This window comes from Wolbachia endosymbiont (group A) of Cydia strobilella, assembly GCF_964026745.1.
Classification (GTDB): domain Bacteria; phylum Pseudomonadota; class Alphaproteobacteria; order Rickettsiales; family Anaplasmataceae; genus Wolbachia; species Wolbachia pipientis.
This window is the reverse complement of record NZ_OZ034694.1, coordinates 104,382-128,126: the sequence shown is the minus strand read 5'-3', so window position 1 is coordinate 128,126 and position 23,745 is coordinate 104,382. Positions and strand designations below refer to the sequence as shown.

Here is a 23,745-nt window from a genome sequence, read left to right as displayed (position 1 = left end):
GAGTAATGATCTATTTAATATGAAGAAACTGTGTGCCAAATATGAAAAAAATAAAGTATAATGAAAGAGATAAACTACATTTCGTATGGTTCATACTATTAATAGTATGCGTTGTTATTACTTATTGCTATCAAAAATCTAAAGCTACAGATAATTATAACAAAACATTACAAGTGGCTACTAGTAATTGCAACTTAGAAATAGTAAAACTTTTAGTAAAGGATATGGCTCCAAACTTGAGTGGAACAACGTTACATTGTGCAGCAAGAAAAGGATGTTTAGACATTATCAGATTTTTAATAGAAGAGGAAAAAGTAAATATAAACGCACTTGATAGAAATGCATTTAAAAGAATAGCTTTACATCACGCTGCAGGTGAAGGACACCTAGAAGTTATTAAGTTTTTATTGGAGAAAGGCGCAAATCCTAATATTAGAGATATAGATGGAAAAAACCCAAGAGATGTAGCTGTGCTAAGATCACGGCACAATAAAGATAAACCATACGATGAAATTATACACTTGCTCTATAATGCTGAAAAAGAACACGAATCTGAGCAGTAATATTTCGTAACCGGAAACAAGAAGTAGTTGAAAGATTACACAGTTAGGAGAAACATGCAAAATCAAAAAATCCCAATTACAGTAATTATCACGTTATTAATACAAACAGTAGCATTTATATGGTGGTTATCCAAGCTAGACTCAAGGGTACAATTTCACGATAAACTTATTGAATATGGTTTAATGGAAAAAGTGTTAGTACTTGAGGAAAGGGTAAAAAATCTTTCTGAGGAATTGGATGAGTTTAAATTACACGTTCTAAGCGGAAAAATTAAATCTTAATACCTTTACCCAAATTCACAATGATTAAATATATTTTATCCGTTGATGGAGGTGGCATTAGAGGCATCATACCAGCCATTATTCTAGCAGAAATAGAGCAAAGGACAAGAAAACCGATAGCTGAAATCTTTGATCTTATGGCAGGGACCTCAACCGGTGGAATTGTTGTAGCTGGATTATGTAAAAAAGATAAACCTCAATATTCTGCTAATGATTTAGTCGAGTTCTATCGGGAATATGGACCATATATTTTCAAGTCTTCATTTTTTAGGCGATCAATATTATCTTGGTTTAACTGTGCACAATACCCATATAAAAATATTGAATTTGTATTGGACAAATATTTTGGTGATGATACTCTACAAAACACTTTAAATAATGTACTGCTTACCAGTTACGACATTCAGAATAATTGCCCATTTTTCTTCAAAAGCTGGAAAGAAGGTAATATTAAGCTGAAAGATGCACTCAGAGCTGCAACGGCTGCACCTACTTACTTTGCACCTAAATATCTTAAAATCAACCACAAGGAAATGGTATTAGTGGATGGCGGGGTATTTGCAAATAATCCAGCGGCTTGTGCATATGCAAGTGGTAAGAGGTTATTTCCAAATGATGATATTCTACTGTTATCGATAGGTACTGGAAGAACAGATAGAAGCATAGAGTATGCCAATTCAAAGAGATTTGGAAAAATAGGCTGGATAAAACCTTTGTTAAATGTGATGTTTGCCTCTGGACTGGACTGCGTAAATTATCAGATGAATCAAGTAATAGGCAATAGATACGTAAGAATACAATCGCAATTGAAGCTAGCGTCGGCTGACATGGATAACATTACATCAAAAAATATCAAATCTCTTCAACAAGAGGCAAAGGCAATGATAGAGGACAATCAGAAATTAATAGATAAACTTTGCGATTTCATATCTTAATTTATACCAAGCAAAATTCAACTGAGCCAAAAAAGTTGGTTAGCAAATTCTGTTGGTTAAATCATTAACTAACTTTACTTATATCTTAAACACATTCAATTTTCACACTCACCCAACTCATCAGCAGTTAGGCCACTTGCTCGCACAATAATATCAATAGCAACACCTTCCTTAACTAGATCTTTTGCAATCTTGATTTTCTCTGCTTTTTTAACCTTTTCTTTACCAGTTTGCATTCCTTCAGATAAAGATCTAGCTACCGTATCCAGTAATTCTTGATCCTCAATTTTTTCGCATTTACCTACAAACCTCAAAACTGGCTCATTTTCATATTCTGTTAGTCCAAGAGCTTTAATGTTAACTGATAATGTCTTTGCTATCTTATATAATGTTTCAATTGGAATGTCTGTATATCCTCGTTCATAGTCGTGTATTTCTTTAGGTGTTGAACCGATTTTATTTGCCAAGTCCTCCTGAGTGTATTCCCGTATTAATCTCTCCTCTTTTATCCTTTTCCCTACTTTGTAGAGTATAGAATCAGTACAAATTTCTTTCTCTATATCATCATATTCATAAGTAGATAAGCGAGTCACTTGGGAAATAATATCAACTGAAACTCCTTCTTGCACTAGATTCTTTGCTACTTCTATTTTCGCTTCTTCTTGGCTAATTTTCTCGCTAATATATACGAACCTTACTAATGGATACAGCTTCTTGCGTAATTCCTGATCCTTAATTTCTCTATGTATTTTTGTTAGATAGACTATTTCTTTATCCTCATCTTCATACCAACTGTTTTCTCTTAGTACTGTTGGTCCTGGAAGTAGATCTATAACATTGACTGACAATGCTCCTGCTATTATATACGATTCTTTGATTGTAATAGCCTTGCACCCTAGTTCAAAGTTATGTATTTCCTTATGTGTTAAACCAATTTTGCTTGCTAATTTTGCCTGAGTATACCCTTGTACTATCCTACAACCTTCTATTTTTTTCCCTAGCTCGTAGCTTACTGAGCCAATATGCTCTGAATTATCATAGATAAATCCTCTAAAAGCTGTTTTTCCTACAGAAGCAAACATATATTCTATCACAAAAAAATCCACTATTGGCTAAGTTTTTATGAAATCACAAAAATTTTTCAATCATATAATTTGTTAAGCCTGTCGTTTGCAAGATAATATCAACAGAAATTCCTTCTTTCACTAAATTCCTTGCAACTTCAATCTTCTTTTCCTCTCTGACTTTTTCTCTACAAACATGTATACCTTCAAATAAAGACTTGATTAGCATATCGCGTAATTCCCGACTCTCAATCTTTTTGTATTCTTCTATCAAGTTTGATAGCTTTTCTTCCGCTTCACTATCCTCATCTGATTCGGGAAGTAGATCTATGATACTGATTGATAATACCTTTGCTATTTCATCTAACATTTCAAGTGAAACACCAGCTCGTCCTTGTTCATATTCATATATTCTTTGATTTATTATACCCACTTTACTTGCTAAATCTTCCTGAGTGTATCCTCTTCTCAACCTCCATTCTTTTATTCTTTGACCTACTTTATACGGAATAGAAATTTTTTTCTCATCATTATCATATTCATCAATAGATAAACTGGTCGTTTGAGAGATAACATGAGCAGAAACTCCTTCCTTAACTAAACCCTTTGCCACCTCTACTTTTACTGCCTTTCCACTTTCTTCCTCACTAATACGGATGAATTTAGTTAATAAATAAAACGTTTCACGTAATTCTTGGTCCTTAATCTCTTTATGTCTTCTTACTAGATTTAATATCTCTTCTTCCTCATACCTTTCCTCATTTGATACTTCTTGTCCGCAAGCTAGATCTCTAGCAGTTGTTGATAATGCTTCTGCTAATTCATATAACTTCTTAATTGAAATTCTGCGTGTTCCTTTTTCATATTGCAGTATTACCTGATATGTTGTTCCGATTTTTTTTGCTAAATCTTTTTGAGTATATCCCTTTGCTAATCTACGATTTCTTACTTCCTGTCCTATCACTTTGTAATCTAAAAAATTAGAGCATTTATTCTCTTTTTTCACATTTTATACTCCATAACCAGAAGAGCTGTTACGTATACTTAATTGGCAACCTTTTTGACAAACTGAACTCATCTCCTTTCAAACAATTTTTCTATATCACTTAGTTTCATTTCTATATAAGTTGGTCTTTCATGACCAGAATATGGAGTTTTCTCAATTTGTCTTAGTATCTCATTCATCTCTTCCAATTTCATTTTTCTTCCTGCTCCATGGCAAGCGATTGTGGCTGATATTTTATTCACCTTATCCTCTATTGGCAACGTATCTTCCATTTCCATTAACTTATCTACTATATCAACTAGCATCTCTTTTATATCTATTGTTCCCAAGATTGCAGGTATTTCTTTTATCGTTACTTTATCTTCTGATTGTATTTCAATATCAAAACCCATTTCAAAAAGCTCATCTTTATAAGTTTTAACCATCCCCATTCCAGCTTGGTTTTTAATTTCAACTGTTTCAGGAAGAAGTTTTTGTCTTTTTATGCTTGATTTTTGCTTTAAGCACTCGTAGATCAACCTCTCATAGGCTGCATGTTGATCTACTATAATCAGCCTGTCTCCAGCCTCAGCAATAATGTAAGTATTGTGGACCTGACAACGTGCATATCCTAGGGGATGATCCTCTACCAAATCAATTTGCTTCCTTTCTAAAACCATCGTTCCCTTTTGGGGTAGGGATTCTCCATACTTAAAAGTTTCTGGTAAGCTTTGTCTTCTTTCATCTGGTGCATTGAATTCTTTCATTAGACGATTTTCTAAAAGACTTGGTCTCTTTTCATAAAACTCTTTTTGATCTTTTTTCTCTTGACTATCAACCTGCTCTTGGCTTTTACTATCATTAAAAATTAGCTCCTCTTCAATACCTTGATCACCCGCTGCAAATCTCGTTGATAGTGTTTTTATTATCCCTCTTCTCACTATTTCATATATTAGCCTTTTATTCTGAAATCTTACTTCCGATTTATTTGGATGCACATTTACATCTACTTGGTCATATGGTACTTCTAAATGCAACACTGCAAAAGGATACCTATTGTTTGGAATAAAATCGTGATACGCATATCTAATTGCACCAACAAGTAGATTGTCTTTTATTGGCCTTCCATTAACAAACGTATAAATCTGAGTTGAGTTGCCACGATTGACATTAGGTTTACAGATGTGTCCCTTAAGTTTGATGCCTTCTTCTTCCTCTTTAACTTCCAGTGAATTGCTTTGAAATTCTTCTTCTATTTCACATAATCTGTTGAACAGCGAAGTTTGCTTAACATATTTTAAGAGCTTTTTATTACCAGAAGTGAGAGTAAACCCAATACTATAATTAATCATCGCTAAGTTATTCACAATATCAACAATACTTTGTGTTTCTGCCCTTTCGGTTTTTAGAAACTTTAGTCTATTTGGTGTAGCAAAAAATAAGTCACGAACTTCAATATATGTACCTTGCAACAAAGAACAAGGGGTAATCTCTCTTATTTTTTCTCCTCCCTCATATCTTATAGACCATGCTTCCTTTGCTCCACTTGCCTTGGATGATAATTTCATTCTGCTTACTGCTGCAATTGAAGGCAGAGCCTCTCCTCTAAAGCCAAGATGTCTGATCTCTATTAATTCACCATCGCTTAATTTTGAAGTAGCGTGGCGCATAAACGCAAGTTCCAAATCTTCCTTTTCTATTCCATTTCCATTATCTGTCACAGTGATAAGGTTACGCCCACCACTTTCTATTTTGATCTCTATTTCTGAACTTCCAGCATCTATTGCATTTTCTACTAATTCCTTTACTACACTTGCTGGCCTTTCGATTACTTCACCTGCTGCTATACGATTTATTGTTTTTGTATCTAAAAGAATTATTGCCATATTTCCAACTCTCAGTCTGATGAAGATATAGCTTTAATGTTAATAAAAATCAATCTCTATTAGGCATCTTCACTAATTTCAAAACAGAAATAATTGTAAAAAACCAGGCCAAAATTTTATGGCAAGCTCTCCTATAGTTTAATTTTAGTTGAATATTTCTTCACAATTGTGTATAATTATTAATGCTTTTTATCTTACTTTCTCATGGCTCTCTCAAAATTTTTAGATCCTAAGCTTGATTTAACATTTAAGAAAATTTTTGGTACTGAAAAAAATAAGAATATTCTTATCCACTTTTTGAATGATATTTTGGGGTTTACTGAAATAAATACTATACAAGAAGTCGAATTCCTTAGCACCATTATGGACCCTGAAATTGCCTCTGATAAGCAGAGTATTGTCGATGTTCTGTGCAGAGATTCCACTGGGGCCAGATACGTGATTGAGATGCAACTCGCTCGTGATAAAGGCTTCGAAAAACGGGCTCAATTATATGCTGCTAAGGCTTACTCAAGGCAGGCTGATAAAGGTGGTAAGTACATTGATTTAAAGAAGGTTTTCTTTATTGCTATTTCCAATTGTAATTTATTTCCTGATAAGCTTGATTATATATCTAGCCATACCATAAGAGATGAAAAAACTAATGAGCATGATTTAAAAGATTTTCAATTTATCTTCATTGAGCTGCCAAAGTTTCCTAAGAACAGAGAAGAGCAGCTAGAAAATGTGATAGACCGTTGGCTGTTTTTCTTTAAATATGCAGAAGAAACAACTGATGAAGATTTAAGGAAAATAGCAGAAAAATCACCGATAATAAAGTTAGCATATGATGAGTTAGATAAATTTCATTGGAATGAGAAGGACTTATTAGCATATGAAGAAAGAGTAATGGATTTACAGAAAGAAGCTGCTATCTTGGAACAAAAACTCGATGATGCTAAACATGAAGGCATCCAAATCGGCCATCAAAAAGGTAAAATTGAAGTTGCAAAAAATTCACTCAAGGCCGGTGTCTCTATTGATGTTATAGCTCAAATTACTGGCCTTTCGGTAGATGAGATCCGAAAATTAAAGGATTAATACGGAAATATTCAAAAAAGCATATATATCAAGTTAAGGGAAAGTAGCATAAAGAAAAAATGGGATGGAAAAACTACTTTAGATAGTAACTAATGAGGTTAGTGGTTATATAGATTACTCTAGATAAAAATGCTCTAAAAAATAAATGTAACAAATAAAACACCTATTTTAAATTTTGCTATATTAGACAATCTTTCCTTAACTTAATGCAGTTGCTTGAATTGATACCTTTTGATTGAATAAGATAATACGATGCTTTAGTAAATAAAAGGTTGTATTAGAGCTGAATTTTACATCAAAAAATATTTTTCATGATACAAAAAAATATTATTGATTTTCATGCAATTAGAGAACTTATCCACAGTTACACTTTTATAAAAGATATAAACCTAAATAAAATTTTTATCCTTGTTTGAGTCAAATAATTTTTGACAATAAAAGCATAGTTGATATCATGCTTTTATAAGTAAGTGGCTTACAGTATTAGAAGCAATTAATTAATCGTGGTGTTGACTGTATGATAGTGGTTTCGCTGTTGTATTGGTTGAAGTAAGTTTTGTATGTTTATTTGTGAGGGTGTTTATGCAAGAAAATGAGTCAAGTTTGCCTTCAGGCTTTCGTGCAGGAAAAGCAGCTGCTGGAGGAGATTGTTTCTTTGATTCATTCAGGCAAGGACTAGAAGAAACAAAGAGTATAGATGTAACTGTCAAAGCATTGCGTGGAGTGTGTAAAGATTTTGCATCAAAAGCATTAGGTAATCCATCAGATGAAAGTTACAATTGGTTTCGCAATGCTATTAAGGGAAAACTTGTAGAGCATAATAATCCTGATAAAGGAAATTTTGAAAATATAGATCAATATGTAAGAGAGATTTGTGAGAGTAAAGTATGGGGTGATTCTGACATTGAAGGTAGGATACTTTGTGGGCATTATGGTGTAAAATTGTATGTCGCAGAAATGCAGAAAGGTGCAGACAAATATAATTATGTTTTAGTAGATAGTGAAGGAGTCCATGATCGTGGTTTGGATCCTTATGATTACGATGCTAGTGATACTATACGTTTAGTCAATCAAGGCACTGGTCACTTTGAGCCAGTATTGAGAAAACAAAACGACAGAGGAAGTAATAAGTCTCTTAATGATCTTGAAAAAAAGATTGAAGGTTACCTTGGCAAATCTTTCCATTTTGCTAATATTTTTGCAGGCAGCAGAGAAATTTATTTAGGTAACAATCAAAATGACATCGAAGAAAGAAATTTAAAGTTTGCTGTTCTAACTAATAGAAAAGATTCACGTGATCAACGAATTGTAAGATGCTACACTGTTTCTCATATGGTCAACAGTCGTGGCTCAAGATTCAGTGAAAGAGAGAGGGCGTTGGTAGAAAAAGAACTACCTAGTAACAGTACTGAAGAGGTTAAGCAATCATTTGCATTTAAAGAGTACAAAATGTTTATGGGGGAGAAGAAAGGAAATGAGAGAGAATTAGTCTGTAGGTCGTTTTCTAAAAAACAAGAATTTACTAGAAAGATGAAAAATCCATATGTATGTAATAGATTTGTAACATTAAGTGGAAGCTTAGGTTCACATGGTCTTTTTTCTCCTCCACATACCTCTACACCAATTGCCCGAAGAAATATACCTAGAGGACATGATAAGGCTTACGCGTATAAGTTTTTAGAAGATCTGCTTAAAATAGAGATGAGCCCTGATGTGCTAGTAGATATTATAGTTGATAGTAAAGATGATACTAAAATCGCTGTAGTAGGACGTCCAAAGGTATTGGGAAGTTCTACAAAGCAAATGCGTCATGTTATATCATATTCTTCGATAAAGAGTGCTATTGAAAGTGCGGTGAAAGTAGAAGGTGACTACGAGTTGTATTTGGAAGACATGGTGAAACAAATTATGATTCCACTAATGATAAGTAAAGGAGGTGTTTGTCTAACAGATGAACAATATAATGATCTCAAAAAGAAAGGAGTTATTCCTTCTGGTGAATATGATGAATCTGAACTCACGACTGAAACTAAAGAAAGGCAACGTAATAAGTATCACTTAATATATGGTAAAGAATTTATAGAAAAATTAGAAGGAGTTGGTGAGAATGTTTTATCTAAAAATGAAAAACAAGAAGCTATAAGTAGTTTTCAAACAAGAATTCGTAAGTATATAGAGCATGGCATTGAGCATCTTGTTGAGGAACTAGGTCCAATGAATCTATCGGACATTATAGTAATCTGTGAAGGAGTTGCCAGAATAATATTAACTATGTTTAACCAAGACAGGTATGCTGCTTTTCCTGATGAAGGTAATTCTTTATTGGAGGAAATCCGGTTATATAAAAGTAAAGATATTGAAGGAAAAGCTAGAACAATAAAGTTACAAGAACAAATAAAAAAAGAGTTATTTGAGGTGCGACTACATGATGAAATCACTCAAGAGATAGATAATCAGAATATTAAAGATTATGATTCGCGTATTAGAATTGTAAATAATGAAGGATATATAGTAAAGAGGACAGCATGTGCATTGAGTGTTTTAAATTCTTTGCTGAAAACGACTTCATATAATACTAATGCAAAAAAAGGTAAGAAATATTTGGATGATTATAATGAGAAGTGTAATTTTACTATTAGAACACATAGTCAAGATTTGGGTGGTTATAATGAGGAGATTAGTGAAAATAATCTAAATAATGTTCTTTATCATCATGTAGCAAAATATTTGTATGCAGTATTTGATTTTAAGCCGTTGGAAGAAAGAGTATTAGCACCAAGACAAAAAGGAGAAGAAAACACTATAGAAGTATATCCTTCTGCTACTGAAACAGAAACAAGAATGTATTCAATACAACAAGGAAATGGATATAGAGAGTCACAAGTTAATTCTGCAAAAGGTTATAATAATACGGCAGTATTTCGTTTACAAAGGGATGGTAAACAAATGGATGATAAATTAATAGGGGAAATACTATCTAGTAAAATTGTTTCCCATGTGATTATTCATCTAGTGCCATACGAGCAATTGAAGGAAGGTTTTATAGAGAAGGCAGTGGAAGAAGGATTAGGGAATGGAATGCAAGAGGTACTAAATTCTTTTATAAATTTAGTACAGCAAGACTATATTGGTGCACCATTTCACGAAGGGATTGGAGAAGTACTAAATGATGGTTGGAAAGGGCAAATACTTGAAAGATATCAAGAGCAAAATAAGTCTTTTTCTGAAGCAAGCAGTATCATTGTAGATGAAAGTCACACTAAAAAACCGCCAGGAGAAGGTGGTATCGATGGAAGTGATATTACAAAACTACCAAAAGAAGGAGTTGTCATTGATATTGAGCAATTCTTGAAAGGAAAAGGTGTTAAGGAACATATATATATAGGAGGTTATATGAGAAAAAGTAGTAGACATATGGCATTTGAAGGAGCACACTCAGATTTCTTATGTGATGCAATGAGTAATAATACCCCTAACTTGATTACACAATGGGTGGAAAATAACCTAATGAAAAGTGATGACCAAGTAAGAGGTGGTAAAGTATCAAAAATTGCTTTTCATGAGGCAGAAAAATCATTAATTAGGAAGTATATTCGTGAGGGTCAGTTTGATAGTATTGTCACTCTTCTTGGTGCTATTCATAATAAGAAGTTCAAAGATGAGAGTAACTATAAAGAATTAAAAATAAAGGAATGTGAAGTACTGACAGGTGCAATAAAAATGGCGGAAGGGTCTTTAAAAAGAGATGATGCTATGCACAAAAATCTGCATGATTTGTTAGAAGGAAAACAAGAGGAATTAAAAAAAATGGAAGGTATAGATCTTGAGAAAGACGGAGTATCTACTAGAATAACAGAAGCTCTTACCATAGTTCAGATTAATTCTGCGGGTAGTTCTAAGGGTAAATAGTAAATTTCAATGTTTTGTTAAGGCTTCATAAGTGTGCGGTAGGGAATACTATATTAATTTCGTTTCCCTACCGTATCACTAGTAATAGGTTTGTAAGTTCTCTATAGTTTTGCAGCGGTTTTATGTTGAGTGATCATATAGTACCATAGTTGATGTTGCTCCAACAAATAACGATCCCTCGACTATAAAAAATCTCAAATTGCTTGCTCTATGACAGATGTATCTTCTTTAAGTCGGCTAGTTTAAGATGGCATGATTGTGTTCCATTCAAAATGTCTTTCTTAACTTTTGGGGTGTCAGATAATTTAAACGTAAGATGCGCTGTATATGTCCAATATTTACTGTAGAACGTAGTTACCTTAGCCAGAAAAAGTTATAGGGAAGTTTGGAATATTTCTATACAAGTGTTAATAAAAAGAATTGCATTCTATACATTTGCAAGTGGAGTAATGTTGATTTATTAATGTGCTTTACTAAGAACTTAAATAAAATAACCATTTCCAGCGCTAAAAACCAAGGACCGTGAGAACTGTTCTTTTTGGGATGGGTTGGTCTATCACTCAATACGTGCGAACTTTTCTATATAATAATTCTACTATACCATAAAAGCAGCTATATTAGCCTACTTTTACTACATTTACATACGAACTAACTTACCTAACTTTGTTGCAAAGATTGCAAGTTCCTATTTTCATAACCCTACTTTTACGTAGTTTGTTCTCACAAAGATACGATCTTTTTGGGATCTTTGAAGAAGTAAATAATTGAAATCTTTGTAATACTTGGTTGCAATGTTTTTTAGAGACAAAAGGTATTTTCCTATATCTGAATACAATAAATTTGTAATTCTGAAAAAAATATAAAACTATTGCTAATTATAATAATTGTGTAATAATTAAAACATAAGTTTTTAAGTTAAGGTAGTGTCATGGATAATCAATTGGAAGAAGTATCTAGTCCAATAAATATTCAAGCAGATTTAGAAGAGAACAGTATGGTTGATGGAATAGAAAAGCGGTCAAAAGAACAAGGTTTTTATGCAACACAGACCATACCAATTTATCAAGTTAATCAAAATATTACGTATTCATATTTAGCTACGCTCGATAGTCACTTAAAAACAGATGAGCATTGTGTACACGAAAGTAATATACATACTGACTTACTTAATTTTGCTTTTCATGGTTCCTTAGAGAAAGTTCAAGATCTATTAAACAAAGGAGCTAGTGTTGAGATAAAAGACAACAATGGTAACACGCCTTTGCATCTTGCTGCTGGCAGGGGCCACTTCGTAATCGTTGGAACCCTGTTAAAAAAAGGAGCTACTGTTGAGGTAATAAACAATGAAGAAGCTACTCCGCTGCATATTGCTGCTAAAGCAGGCCACTTAGAAGTAGTTCAAGTTCTATTAGGAAAAGGGGCTACTGTTGAGGTAATAAACAATGAAGGCGCTACTCCGCTGCATATCGCTGCTCAGATGGGTCACTTAAACGTAATTCAAGTTCTACTAGGTAATGGTGCTGATGTTGATGCGCAAAAAGATAATGATGACACTGCCTTACATATTGCTGCTGAAGCAGGCAAATTAGAAGTAGTTCAATTTCTGTTAAAAAAAGGAGCTACTGTTGAGATACGAGGTTATCAAGACTGCACTGCTTTGCATTGTGCTGCTATAGGTGGGCACTTAGAAATATTTCAATTTCTGTTAGACAGAGGTGCTAGCGTTAATGTGGGAGAAGGCATTGAACCCATTGCTTTGCAATGTGCTGTTAAAGGGGGAAACTTGAAAATAGTTCAGTTTTTATTGGGCCAAATGAATAATGCTGACATACGAAAGAATAGTTTCAAATGTGTCTTGCATATTGCTGCTCGAAAGGGTTACTTAGAAATCGTTAAAGCTCTATTAGACAAAGGTACTGATATTAATGCAACAAACTATGACGGCGATACTGCTTTAAATGAAGCTGCTGGATGTAGTCGTTTGGAAGTAGTTCAATTTTTGTTAGACAAAGGAGCTAGTTTTGAAGCACGAAACGAAGAAGGATGCACTGCTTTGCATATTGCTTGTGAGGTGGGCTGTTTAGGCATAGTTAAAGCTCTGTTAGAAAAGGGATCTGATGTTAATGTAGTAAGCGAAAAAAATGGCGATACTCCATTACATGAATCTGCTAGAATGAATTGCTACAATATAGTTGAATATCTTGTAGAGGAAGAAAAGGCTACTATTGATGTAAAAAACTTGAGAGGTGAGACTCCTTCCGATTTGGCAGATTCTAATGGTTACAAAGATATAGTTAAGTATCTTAGTCTTCGAGTAAGGGAGTGTCCCAAAACCTCGGGAAGTCTGGCTGATGATAAAAATGTGATACAGTATCAAAAAGTGACAGAAAATAAACACCTAACTATAACTAATAGAGCAATAAAGACCAGTTTCTGTGTAGGGATAATGACCATGTTGACAAGTGTGGCTATTGGATGTACTGCTATTCATCTTAGTTTATCAATATCAGCTACTGCTGCATTGATTGTTGGGGCCATTGCTGGTGGCATTACATATGCAGTATTAAAGCCTAATAGTAGGCTAAATGAATGTGAAGTGAATAGGCAAAGCTTACCTCAAATGCCTAAGGACGAATGTTGCATGTCATATTAGTTCTTGCATTTTATGTCATGCGTGTGAAAATGGTGTGTAGTATTTTTAACCGAGGTGGAGTTATGGAATTGAATAAATTGCAGGAAGTATTAAATTCTGCTAACGCTGATGTTGGTTTCAGTAAGAGTAATGTAGTTAGTAAAATAGAAAAGAGATTAAAGCAAGTAGATCCAGGTACATTGTGCCAATTAAGTTTTGCTGTTTTAAAAAACAACAAACAAATGGTAGAAACCCTTATAAAAGGAGGAGCTGATGTTAACACAATTGATGCGTACAATCGTGATCCATTATATTATGCTATCTCACAAGGGAACACAAGAATGGTAGAGATCCTAATAAAAAATGGAGCAAGTGTTAATAAGAAGTATAATGACGGAAGCACTCCTCTACATCATGCTGTCTTGAGCCAAAAAATAAAAATAGTAGAGTATCTTATAAACAATGGAGCTGATGTTAATGCGTTAGATGAAAAACGGCGCACTCCATTATACTTAGCTGGACGAAGTACAAAAATGGTCTCGATTCTCATGAAGAAGGGGGCATTACCTTTACTGGAAAACAGAGATATTGAATTTTTAAAGGATCTAGCTAAACGCATTAAAGATGATGATACAGAGTATTTAAAGGAGGTAAAGGTAGAACAGAAGGAGGGGCGGGTAGATGATAAGTATGAGTCAATTAAATACTCGTTGCTGCTTAGTGATAACAGCTCTTTGACCTCTATTATTAAAAGGGGAAAATTCAAAAATTTAATATCTGATTGGTCTTTCAACGTACCTGATTTAAAAGATAACCAAAAAAATTTGAATAAGGCACTGTTAAATCTTCTTACAGACTTTCCATTTTGTGACATTACAAGGTTTGAGGACTTTTTACACGATAACAAAGGTGATGATCTAAAAGCTGTTCTCAATCTTCAAAGGGGAGAATCCAAATTGACAATACTACATGTAATACAAGGTATGGAGTATTTAGCAGTGGAAAAAGACATAGGTTGTGCAGTTAGTGCATTTATGACTTTACTTTTAAAATCTGGTGCTGATCCTAACATAGTTAACAGTAAAGGGCAAACACCTTTGCACTATGCTGCTTATTATAATACTTTAAATATACCTTTGCTTCTGAAAAAAGGAGCACGTGGTCAAACTGACAGACAAGGAAAAACTCCTCTAGACATTGTAATTATTAACAAAAAACCTTTTGAAGTGAATCTTTTAGAACAGATCTTTTTAACTCAGGAGCAATTGGAAGCAAAAAATGATTTAGAAGGTATTTGCGGTCATAGCTTTAACACTAATCGACTAAGAAAGTTTTTCAATCAGCACAAAGGAAATGAAGGTCTTAAAGAGATTCTCAATCTTCGTGATTGCGAAGGAAAGTCTCGAGTTTTTCAAAAGATTAGGGAGGCTTGTTATGGTAATGAAACTCATTTCAAAGAAGCAAAAAAGTTGCTGCTAGAAGCAGGAGCGATTGATTACGAAGAGTGGAAGGACAAAAAACGTTTGCCTAAGCTTAGAACTCTATGGGATGATTTAATATTAGATCAGTCGGAAAAGTTGAAAATATTTTTGGGTAGGGTAAATAAATCCAAAGATATAGATGAGTTAAAACGCGTTGTAAACGAAGCTATAGAACTTGGGGTAAGGCTGAACTTTCCTAACCAGGGTAGTATATACGGAAAGGTATATGAAAAGGAATATAGTTTTACAGATTTTGTGATAAGAAAGATTAGTGAATTAAGAAAGAGTTCCGAAGGTTCAAGGAATATAGAGGTTGCTAGTGGTATAGTATGTCAATTGATATCAAAAGGGGCAATTTTGTACAACATAAGCAGTATATATGTAATTGACGAACTGGAAGAGTTTGAAAGCCACAAAGCTAATATGAAAAACGCTTATGCAGATTATGAGAATCGTGCTTTAGATTTCATAACAATCGTTCAAAGCGCAACAAGTGGTAAGGTAAGAGACGTAAAAATCGACAACTCTACTCTCTGTCTTGAATATTCACAGGATAGTAAAGTAGATGTTGCAAAGATTACAAATGGAGCAAGGGGTTTAGGTATCACTCAGGAAGGTGTACAATACGGAAGAAATATAATAAAGATAGGTAAGAGTGAGGTAGAAATTATAACGGAAAACGCTATAAGGAATTATGTAGGCCTAGCAGATGGTAGTAATATAGTATTGACTTTCGATACTGGCTTGGGAGAGTTGGAAGTGAGATTATACCCTGATAAGCAAAATCTAATAAAGGTAGAAGTAGAAGATCAAGAAAAGTGGAAAAAATTACAGAATTGTGAGGAACGAATAGGGGAAAAATGTTTGCTTGGTGGGTGTTCAGTACGTGATGCTATTGAACGAGGTTTTTTTACTAGATCTGGAGAGTTGATTCGTTCTGAAACAATTAGTCAATCTGATGCAACAAAAGTGGGCCCTTGGGCAAAGCGTGAAAAAATGAGAAAAGCTTCAAGTCTTGAAGAAACAGTAGACCGTTCTCTATAATGAAGTGAGGGAGTGTTAAATAAACCATACGCGTCAAGTTAAGGAAAAGTGTAAGTAAAGTTGATAGAGTGAAGGAAAATAATAAGGTATAAATTCTCTTGGATATATGAATGAGAGAACTTACAATGGACAGAATAGCTTGCTTATCAAAAGACCTCAATGAATTCTTTAATGAAAAAGCAGACGAAATATCAATTGCAGTAGGTTTTATAAAAAGAAAGAGAAAACTTAATGGCTCATCATTCATAAAAGCTATAGTTTTTGGTAACATAGGAGTTGATGATTGCAGCATAGAAACAATGTGCCAATTGCTAAATGAAGACTCGATAGAAATTACAAAACAGGGTTTAGATTTTAGGTTTAGTGAAGAAGCAGTTGAGTTCATGAAAAAAATGTATAACGAAGCTTTGTGTTTATTTAAAAAAAGTCTACAGATTGATTGCAAAATTTTACAGCAATTTGGAAGCGTTAAATTATTGGATAGCAGCTACATTAGCCTGCCCAGTAGCATGGAAGATATGTACAAAGGATATGGCAGTAGCTATAGAGATTGTGAGAATAATACCAAATCAGGAATAAAGCTACAGTTAGTCTTTGATTACCTGAATCAAGCGCTAGATAAGTTAAATTTTATGGAAGGAATAAGGTCGGATCAAGGTTATAGGGATTATCTGAACGGTTTATCAGCCAATGATTTGCTAATATTTGACTTGGGCTACTTTGTGCCTAGTTCTTTTAAACAGATTGATGAAGCAGGTGCATATTTTGTTAGTCGTTATAAGTCTGATACCAATATATATGATATAGAAACAAATCAAAAAATAGAGCTATTGGAGTATTTAGAAGGTCAATTATCTTCAGAAAAAGAAGTATTATTAGGAAAGGAAGTAAAAATTAAGGTAAGAATTATATGTCAAAAGCTAACTGAAGAACAGTCTATGGCTAGAAGAAGAAAGGCTAATAAATTAGCAAAGTCACATGGATATACATCTTCTCAAAAGAATCAAAAGTTATTAGATTGGTCAATATTTATAACTAATGTTCCAGAGAGTAAAATTAATGCTGAACAAATATTGACGGTTTATAGAGTAAGATGGCAAATCGAATTACTATTTAAACTATATAAAAGTCATATCAATCTTGATAAACTAAAAGGAAAGACAAATCCATTTAGAGTATTGTGCGAGCTATACGCAAAATTATGTGCTATTCTCGTATTTCACGAAATGATTGGCTGTGTAAAACTAAAAAAGAACACGGAGCTCAGTTTAACAAAGGCATTTATTGAATTGAAAAGGCGGGTTAGAGAGCTCTTTTTGATATTAAACAATATTGTCAATAATTTAAAAATTTTTCTAAAAAAGCTTACTATAATCTGGTCAAAGTTTTCTTTGAAAGACAGATATAGGAAGACCAGGGTATCTACTTTAAGCTCTCTACATTCCTTAACTTGACGCGTATGGTTTATTTAACACTCCCCCACTGGACATTAGGTTTGGGACAAAAGGCTGAATAATGGGAGCTGTGTGAGTCGAGAGGGTGCGCCGTGGTACGCATTAAGAAATACTTAGCGGAGCTAAGCGGGGTTCAGAATAAATGGCCTCGAGGTGAACAACTAACTTTAACCCGAAAGGGAAGGAGGACAAGAGCATGTATGTAAAGCGAGAGTTATCTGAAGATGTGTAAGGTAACGGCTTGCAACACCTGATCAATATGGTTAAAGCTAAACTGCTTGAATTCTAATCTTCAGGGGTGGGATTCCACATCCATGGGTATCACATTTAAAACCCCATGTCTACAGTAAGCACAAAGTAAACTTTCGTTTGTGTGACATTCTGGCTGTAGAACGATAAGTAGTGAACTTATTTAAGAGGATGAATAGAAAACCTAAGTTGATCTAGAACAGTTCTTAGTGACGGAACATGGGATGACCTAAGGAACGCGAGTTCTATGGTTACGGAGTCATCGTAGTAGTCGTGAAAGTAACGAATCACCGGGGAGTGTGGGAAAGCCACATACAGGGCAAAGGGTGACAGATAATTGAATGTTGAAATTGGGAGGTACGCAAGATGCGGAAAGCTGAAACAATACTTAACATTATACGTGAACGTGGACAAAGAAATTTGCCGGTTAAAAACGTATATCGCCTACTCTATCAGCGTGATCTTTACCTTCGGGCGTATGGCAAACTTTGTCGTAATAAAGGTGCTATGACAGAAGGTGTGACAGTTGAAACAGTTGATGGTATGTCTTTGGAAAAGATCGATAAAATCATAGAGGGTTTACGCTATGAGCGATATCGGTGGACACCAGTAAAACGTATCTATGTTTTAAAGAAGAGTGGTAAACGCAGGCCGTTAGGGTTGCCAACATGGTCAAATAAGTTACTTCAAGAAGTAATTCGATTAATATTGGAAGCCTACTATGAGCCTAAATTTAGTGAATGTTCACATGGATTTCGACCAAAGCGTGGATGCCACACTGCATTAAGAGCAGTAATGCAAAAAGGCAGAGGTACAAAATGGTTTATAGAGGGAGATCTCAGTGCATGTTATGACTCAATTGATCATACTATGTTGTTGAAAATACTGAGTGAAAGCTTCCAAGATAACCGTTTTATTCAGCTAATCAATCGACTGCTAAAAGCAGGATATATGGAAAATTGGAAGTACAATAAGAGTCATAGTGGGGTACCACAAGGTTCTATTATTGGTCCAATTCTGAGTAACATATTACTCGATCGGTTAGATAAACATGTGGAGCATATACTAATACCAGCAAATAACCGAGGTAAGCGAAGAAGGACAAATCCAAAATATTTAAGGTTAACCATGCAAGTATCGATGATGAGAAAACAAGGGAACTGGGATCAAGCAAAACAACTGCGTCAATTAGTGCAGGGTATGCCATCTAAGGATTCTTGCGATCTAAATTATCGACGTCTTTGGTATGTTAGGTATGCTGATGATTTTCTGGTAGGGTTTGCAGGACCAAAGAATGAAGCTGAACAAATTAAGAATGAGATTGCTGGGTTTCTCAATGAGGAGCTCAAACTTATGCTTAATGAAGATAAAACGTTTATTACACATGCGTGTGATAGCAAAGCCAATTTTTTGGGTTATGAAATACATGTTTTGCATGCAGATGATAAACATGATCATCGGACACAACGATGTATTAACGGTAGTATTGGGTTACGTGTACCACATCATATAAAGCAGAAAAAGTGTTCTGAATATATGCGTTGTGGTAAACCGATACATTTACCTCAACGTACAATTGATACAGCTTACAGTATTGTTGCTCAGTATCAAACTGAATATCGAGGAATTGTACAATACTACAAAATGGCCTACAACCTTCACACACTAAGTTATCTGAAATATGTGATGGAAGTATCATTAGTAAAGACTTTAGCATCTAAATACAAAACAACTTGCAGGAAAATTTATAGAAAATTTGGTGCGACGATCGAAAATGATGAAGGTGAAAAACGAAAAGTCATCCAAATCAGAGTAGATCGTTTACCATCAAAGATACCATTAATTACACACTTTGGTGCTGTGTTGCTAAAATGGAATAAATGGGTAAGCATAAGTGATAACCTTATACCAATATGGAATAAGCGTAGTGAAATAGAGCAAAGACTATTGGCACAAACTTGTGAATTATGTAAATCACAAGAGCAGATTGAAGTACATCACGTACGTAAACTTGCTGATTTGCTAGGTAAACGTAATACTGAACTACCGGAATGGAAAAAGAGAATGATTGAACGACAGAAGAAAACTCTTGTTGTTTGTCATGAATGCCATAAGAAAATCCAATATGGAAAATATGATGGTGACTCCTTAAAACGTTAGATTATTGGAGAGCCACGTGATACGGAAACGATCATGCGTGGTTCGGAGAGGGGTTGTTGGAAAAGTACTTAACAAGTAACTCGCTGACTGCCCACTCTACCACAAGTCCGGTTTCGAAGTCGAGTGGGGAGAGGTGACTTTCCTCACTTAGATAACTCAAGTGTGTCAAATAAAACGGACTTCTTGGTTGTCGGCGAAAAACCCATACGCGTCAAGTTAAGAGATTGTGAGCAAATTTAGAGAGGTTAAAGTGGATACTCTAGCCCTTCTGCGTTTGTCTTTTAATGAAAATCGCGACCAAGTTATAGTGAGTTTTTTAAGAAATACTTTTAAACTATTAATCTTGGTTAATACTAAAAATAACTCTCTAACCCGTCTTTTTAGCTCAATAAATGCCTTTGTTAAGCTAAGTTCTGTATTCTTTTTCACTTCTGTGCAACCAACTATGCCGTGAAATATAAGAATTGCGCACAATTTAGCATATAGTTCACATAATACTCTGCATGGCTTTCCTTTTAGCTTATCAAGTCTGATATGGCTTTTATACAATTTAAATAATAACTCAATTTGCCACCTTACTCTGTAAATCGTTAATACTTGCTCAGCACTAATTTTATTTTCTGGAACATTAGTTATAAATATTGACCAGTTCAACAATTTTTGATTTCTTTTAGAGGATCTGCGATCTTGCTAATCTATTAGCTTTCCTTCTTCTGGCCATAGACTGTTCTTCAGTTAGTTTCTGACATATAATTCTTACTCTAATTTTTGCTTCTTTTCCTAACAATACCTCGTTTTCTAAAAATAACTTATCCTCTAAACATTCTAATAACTCCATTTTTTGATTTGTTTCTACATCATATATGTTGGTATCGACGACTTATGAAATAAGCTCCTATTTTATTGATTTGTTTAAAAGAACTTGGCACAAAATAACCGAGATCAGATATTAGCAAATCATTGCTTAATATATTACTTAAATGTTTCCTATATCCCTGGTCTGATCTTACCCCCTCCGTTAAATTAAGTTGGTCTATTATCTGATTCATGTAGTCGAAAACTAATTGTAACTTTATTCCAGACTTAGTATTGCTTTCATAGCCACTGTAGCTAGTACCATAACCTTTATACATCTCTTCCATACTGTTAGGTAGAGTAATATAGCTACTGTCCAATAATTTAACACTATTAAATTGCTGTAAGATTTTGCAATCAACTTGCAAGATATTTTTAAAGAGAATCACAGATTCATTATACATCCTTTTCATAAATTCCACTGCTTCTTCAGTAAATCTAAAATCCAAACCTTGTTTTGTTATATCTCTCGTTTAGTAATTGACACATTGTTTCTACGCTACAATTATCAACTCCTATATTACCCAAGACCATGGCTTTTACGAATGATGAACCTTTTAGCTTTCTCTTTCTTTTTATAAACCTTGTTGTAATTGAGATTTTGTCTACTTTTTCATTAAAAAATTCTTTGAGCTTTTTTGATAAGCAAGTTATTTTATTCATTGGTTCTCTCACTAAAAGTACATCTGGGAGAACTTATACCTTATTATTCTATCTCTTTCATACCTTTATTTCCTTAACTTGACGCATATGGTTTATTTAACACTCCCAGATTCTTTGCAATTTTGGCTTTTTCCGCCTTCTTGACCTTTCCTTCGATAATCTCCATACCTTCAGATAAGAACTCATAAAGTTCGTTGCGTATCCCTGTATTTCTCCATTAAACCACTGCTTGCTTCACTATGTTGCCTTGTAAGCAGATCTTTAATGCTGACTGATAATGCCTTTGCTATTTCATATAACTTTTCAAGTGGAACAGCAATGTTCATAGTCGCTTATTTTTTGACGCGTTGTACTAATTTTTTTTGCCAAGTCTTCCTAAGTGCATTTTCGCATTATCCTTAGCTTTTTTATCCTTTGTCCCATCCTGTAGTCTACAGAAGTAGTTTTTTCTTCTGCATTACTATATTCTTCAGTTCGTTGCTTGGAAAATTATTTCAACAGAAACTCCTACTTTAACTAGATTCTTTGCCACCTCTATTCTTGCCACTTTTCTACTATTTTCCTTGCTAACTTGTGCAGATGTAATTAATGAATAAACTACATTACGTAATTCTTGATTCTCAATTTTCTCATACTTTTCTATTAGATCTAATTCCTCACTCTCGAGATAACTGTTTTCATTTGATACAGGAATAAGATCTATAATGCTAACTGATAGTGCTTCTGCGATGCTATATAACCTTCTGATTGAAATTTTACGCTTTCCTTTTTCATACTGTAGTATGACCTGATATTTTGTACCGATTTTACTTGCTAAATCCTTTTGAGTATATCTCTTCGCTAGCCTACAACTTCTTACTTTCTGTCCTACTTTGTAGTCTAAAAAATTAGAGCAGTCACTCTTTATCTATAAAAACAAATACTTACATTCTATACTGACTCCTTAATAACCAGAAGAACTATCTCAATAAAGATCATTTCAACAAGCTTAATCTATCTTCTTTCAAGCAATTTCTCTATATCACTCAGTTTCATTTCTATATAAGTTGGTCTTCCGTGATCAGAATATGGCGTTTCCTCCATTTGCCTTAGCAACTCATTCACTTCTTCTAACCTCATTTTCTACCCGCTCTAATTGATCCATGACAAGCGATAGTTGCCAACACTTTATCTTCTACTGGCAATGTATCTTCTTTTTGTCCATGCTAATAGGATATAGATTTAACATAAAATTTGCTACTGAAATGTTGACATTAAGTTTCAAGATCTTTATCATGTAAAGGTGTGGGCTCACGATGTTAGGTAATTGAGCTTGTGGGCTCGTGTTTTTATTAGGCTCTCACACCAGAAATAAGCGTTTTTAAAGCTCTTTATAGCTACTAAATCTATGAATTCATTTGCTGGCGTTTTTAGGCGCTTTATGAGGGAGTTATAAAAAGATGTACAAAAGGACGTCTAAAGTAGAGGGTGCTATTCTAAGATGATCTCTGAAAGCCGTTTTTTTCATCAATACATTTAAAACTTTGAAAAATAAGCTAAAAATAAAAGAGTCGAACATTTCTTTAGAATTGTGTATAATTGTTAATGCTTTTTAGGTTAATTTTATGGCTCTTTCGAAGTTTCTTGATCCAAAATTAGATTTAACATTTAAGAAGATCTTCGGTACTGAGAAAAATAAGAATATCCTTATTCACTTTTTAAATGACATCTTAGGCTTTACTGGTGTTAACACTATACAAGATGTTGAGTTCCTTAGCACTATCATGAATCCTGAGATTGCTTCTGATAAACAAAGCATCGTTGATGTTCTTTGTAAGGATTCATACGGAAATAGGTATATTGCGGAAATGCAACTCGCTCGTGATAAAGGCTTTGAAAAACGCGCCCAACTCCATGCTGCTAAAGCTTACTCAAGACAATCTGGCAATTACATTGATTTTAAGAAAGTATTCTTTATTGCTATTTCTAATAGTACGCTATTTCCTACAGAGGTTGAGTATATTTCTACTCATAATATACGAGAGATAAAAACCAACGGACATTATCTAAAAGATTTTCAATTCGTTTTCATTGAGTTGCCTAAATTTACAAAAAACAGAGTAGAACAACTAGAGAACACAGTAGAAAGGTGGTGTTTTTTTTTCCGGTATGCAGAAGATACTACAGATGAAGATTTAAGAAAAATAGCAGAAAAATCACCAATAATAAAGCTAGCATATGATGAGTTAGACAAATTTCATTGGAATGAAAAAGATCTAATGGCGTACGAGGAAAGAATAATGAATCTACAGAAAGAAGAAGCCATCCTTGAATATAGGCTTGATCTTGCTAAAGACGAAGGCATCCAAATCGGTCATGAAAAAGGCAGAGAAGAGGGTGAGAAGGAAGCTAAAATAGCAGTTGCAAAGAATCTACTTAAAGCAGGTGTTTCTATTGATATTATAGCTCAAACTACTGGTCTTACAGTTGATGAAGTTAAAGACTTAAGCTGATTCTATCTTTT

15 protein-coding genes and 2 pseudogenes are annotated in these 23,745 nt (G+C 34.0%); 10 read left to right on the top strand and 7 right to left on the bottom strand.

The annotated features are described in order from the left end of the window. Positions 1-41: 41 nt before the first annotated feature. Genes AAGD76_RS00585 through AAGD76_RS00575 form a run of 3 tightly spaced genes read left to right on the top strand, consistent with a single transcriptional unit; the run spans position 42 to position 1,780 of the window. Entirely contained in the window at positions 42-563 is a 522-nt protein-coding gene (locus AAGD76_RS00585) for an ankyrin repeat domain-containing protein (protein WP_236514909.1), read from the top strand. 54 nt (positions 564-617) lie between these two features. After that, positions 618-845 carry a hypothetical protein gene (locus AAGD76_RS00580; RefSeq protein WP_007302999.1) on the top strand — a complete coding sequence of 76 codons (228 nt, stop codon included), beginning with the start codon at positions 618-620 and terminating at the stop codon, positions 843-845. A 20-nt stretch (positions 846-865) separates the two neighbouring features. After that, positions 866-1,780 carry a patatin-like phospholipase family protein gene (locus AAGD76_RS00575; RefSeq protein ID WP_264337051.1) on the top strand — a complete coding sequence of 305 codons (915 nt, stop codon included), beginning with the start codon at positions 866-868 and terminating at the stop codon, positions 1,778-1,780. Positions 1,781-1,875: 95 nt separating this feature from the next. Here AAGD76_RS00575 and AAGD76_RS00570 read toward each other — a convergent pair whose 3' ends face one another. The 3 genes from AAGD76_RS00570 to mutL form a co-directional block, all read right to left on the bottom strand. Beyond that, entirely contained in the window at positions 1,876-2,862 is a 987-nt protein-coding gene (locus AAGD76_RS00570; protein ID WP_341820547.1) for a helix-turn-helix transcriptional regulator, read from the bottom strand. Between the two features lie 46 nt (positions 2,863-2,908). Beyond that, on the bottom strand, positions 2,909-3,850 hold the full coding sequence (locus AAGD76_RS00565) for a helix-turn-helix domain-containing protein (protein WP_341820170.1): 942 nt from the start codon (positions 3,848-3,850) through the stop codon (positions 2,909-2,911). A 68-nt stretch (positions 3,851-3,918) separates the two neighbouring features. Next, positions 3,919-5,715: a DNA mismatch repair endonuclease MutL gene (gene mutL, locus AAGD76_RS00560; RefSeq protein ID WP_341820169.1), complete on the bottom strand. Its 1,797-nt coding sequence runs from the start codon at positions 5,713-5,715 to the stop codon at positions 3,919-3,921. Positions 5,716-5,919: 204 nt separating this feature from the next. Between mutL and AAGD76_RS00555 the strand changes: the two genes are divergently transcribed. The 6 genes from AAGD76_RS00555 (at position 5,920) to AAGD76_RS00530 (ending at position 19,724) form a co-directional block, all read left to right on the top strand. Beyond that, positions 5,920-6,795 carry an Rpn family recombination-promoting nuclease/putative transposase gene (locus tag AAGD76_RS00555; protein WP_341820168.1) on the top strand — a complete coding sequence of 292 codons (876 nt, stop codon included), beginning with the start codon at positions 5,920-5,922 and terminating at the stop codon, positions 6,793-6,795. 582 nt (positions 6,796-7,377) lie between these two features. Next, positions 7,378-10,704, top strand: a complete 3,327-nt coding sequence (locus tag AAGD76_RS00550; protein ID WP_341820167.1) for a hypothetical protein — start codon at positions 7,378-7,380, stop codon at positions 10,702-10,704. 928 nt (positions 10,705-11,632) lie between these two features. Continuing rightward, positions 11,633-13,357: an ankyrin repeat domain-containing protein gene (locus tag AAGD76_RS00545; protein WP_341820166.1), complete on the top strand. Its 1,725-nt coding sequence runs from the start codon at positions 11,633-11,635 to the stop codon at positions 13,355-13,357. Continuing rightward, positions 13,339-15,861: an ankyrin repeat domain-containing protein gene (locus AAGD76_RS00540; protein WP_341820165.1), complete on the top strand. Its 2,523-nt coding sequence runs from the start codon at positions 13,339-13,341 to the stop codon at positions 15,859-15,861. Before AAGD76_RS00545 ends, AAGD76_RS00540 begins: the two co-directional genes overlap by 19 nt. Positions 15,862-15,986: 125 nt before the next feature. Further along, entirely contained in the window at positions 15,987-17,315 is a 1,329-nt protein-coding gene (locus AAGD76_RS00535; protein WP_341820546.1) for an IS4-like element ISWosp9 family transposase, read from the top strand. 615 nt (positions 17,316-17,930) lie between these two features. After that, positions 17,931-19,724, top strand: coding sequence for a reverse transcriptase/maturase family protein (locus AAGD76_RS00530; RefSeq protein WP_341820164.1), 1,794 nt, complete (start codon positions 17,931-17,933; stop codon positions 19,722-19,724). Positions 19,725-19,940: 216 nt separating this feature from the next. On the opposite strand, the pseudogene AAGD76_RS00525 reads toward AAGD76_RS00530, so the two are convergent. The 4 genes and pseudogenes from AAGD76_RS00525 to AAGD76_RS00515 all read right to left on the bottom strand — a co-directional run. Further along, positions 19,941-21,242 (bottom strand): annotated as a pseudogene (locus AAGD76_RS00525) (IS4 family transposase). A 182-nt stretch (positions 21,243-21,424) separates the two neighbouring features. Further along, positions 21,425-21,568 carry a hypothetical protein gene (locus AAGD76_RS00520; RefSeq protein ID WP_182282559.1) on the bottom strand — a complete coding sequence of 48 codons (144 nt, stop codon included), beginning with the start codon at positions 21,566-21,568 and terminating at the stop codon, positions 21,425-21,427. A 143-nt stretch (positions 21,569-21,711) separates the two neighbouring features. Further along, the gene (locus tag AAGD76_RS06390; RefSeq protein ID WP_410529803.1) at positions 21,712-22,149 is read right to left on the bottom strand and encodes a helix-turn-helix domain-containing protein; all 438 of its coding nucleotides are present in this window, start codon (positions 22,147-22,149) and stop codon (positions 21,712-21,714) included. Positions 22,150-22,235: 86 nt separating this feature from the next. Next, positions 22,236-22,435, bottom strand: a pseudogene (locus tag AAGD76_RS00515) (DNA mismatch repair protein MutL); the annotation flags it as partial. Between the two features lie 411 nt (positions 22,436-22,846). Here AAGD76_RS00515 and AAGD76_RS00510 point away from each other — a divergent pair. After that, the gene (locus tag AAGD76_RS00510; RefSeq protein ID WP_341820163.1) at positions 22,847-23,734 is read left to right on the top strand and encodes an Rpn family recombination-promoting nuclease/putative transposase; all 888 of its coding nucleotides are present in this window, start codon (positions 22,847-22,849) and stop codon (positions 23,732-23,734) included. The last annotated feature ends 11 nt before the right edge of the window (positions 23,735-23,745 follow it).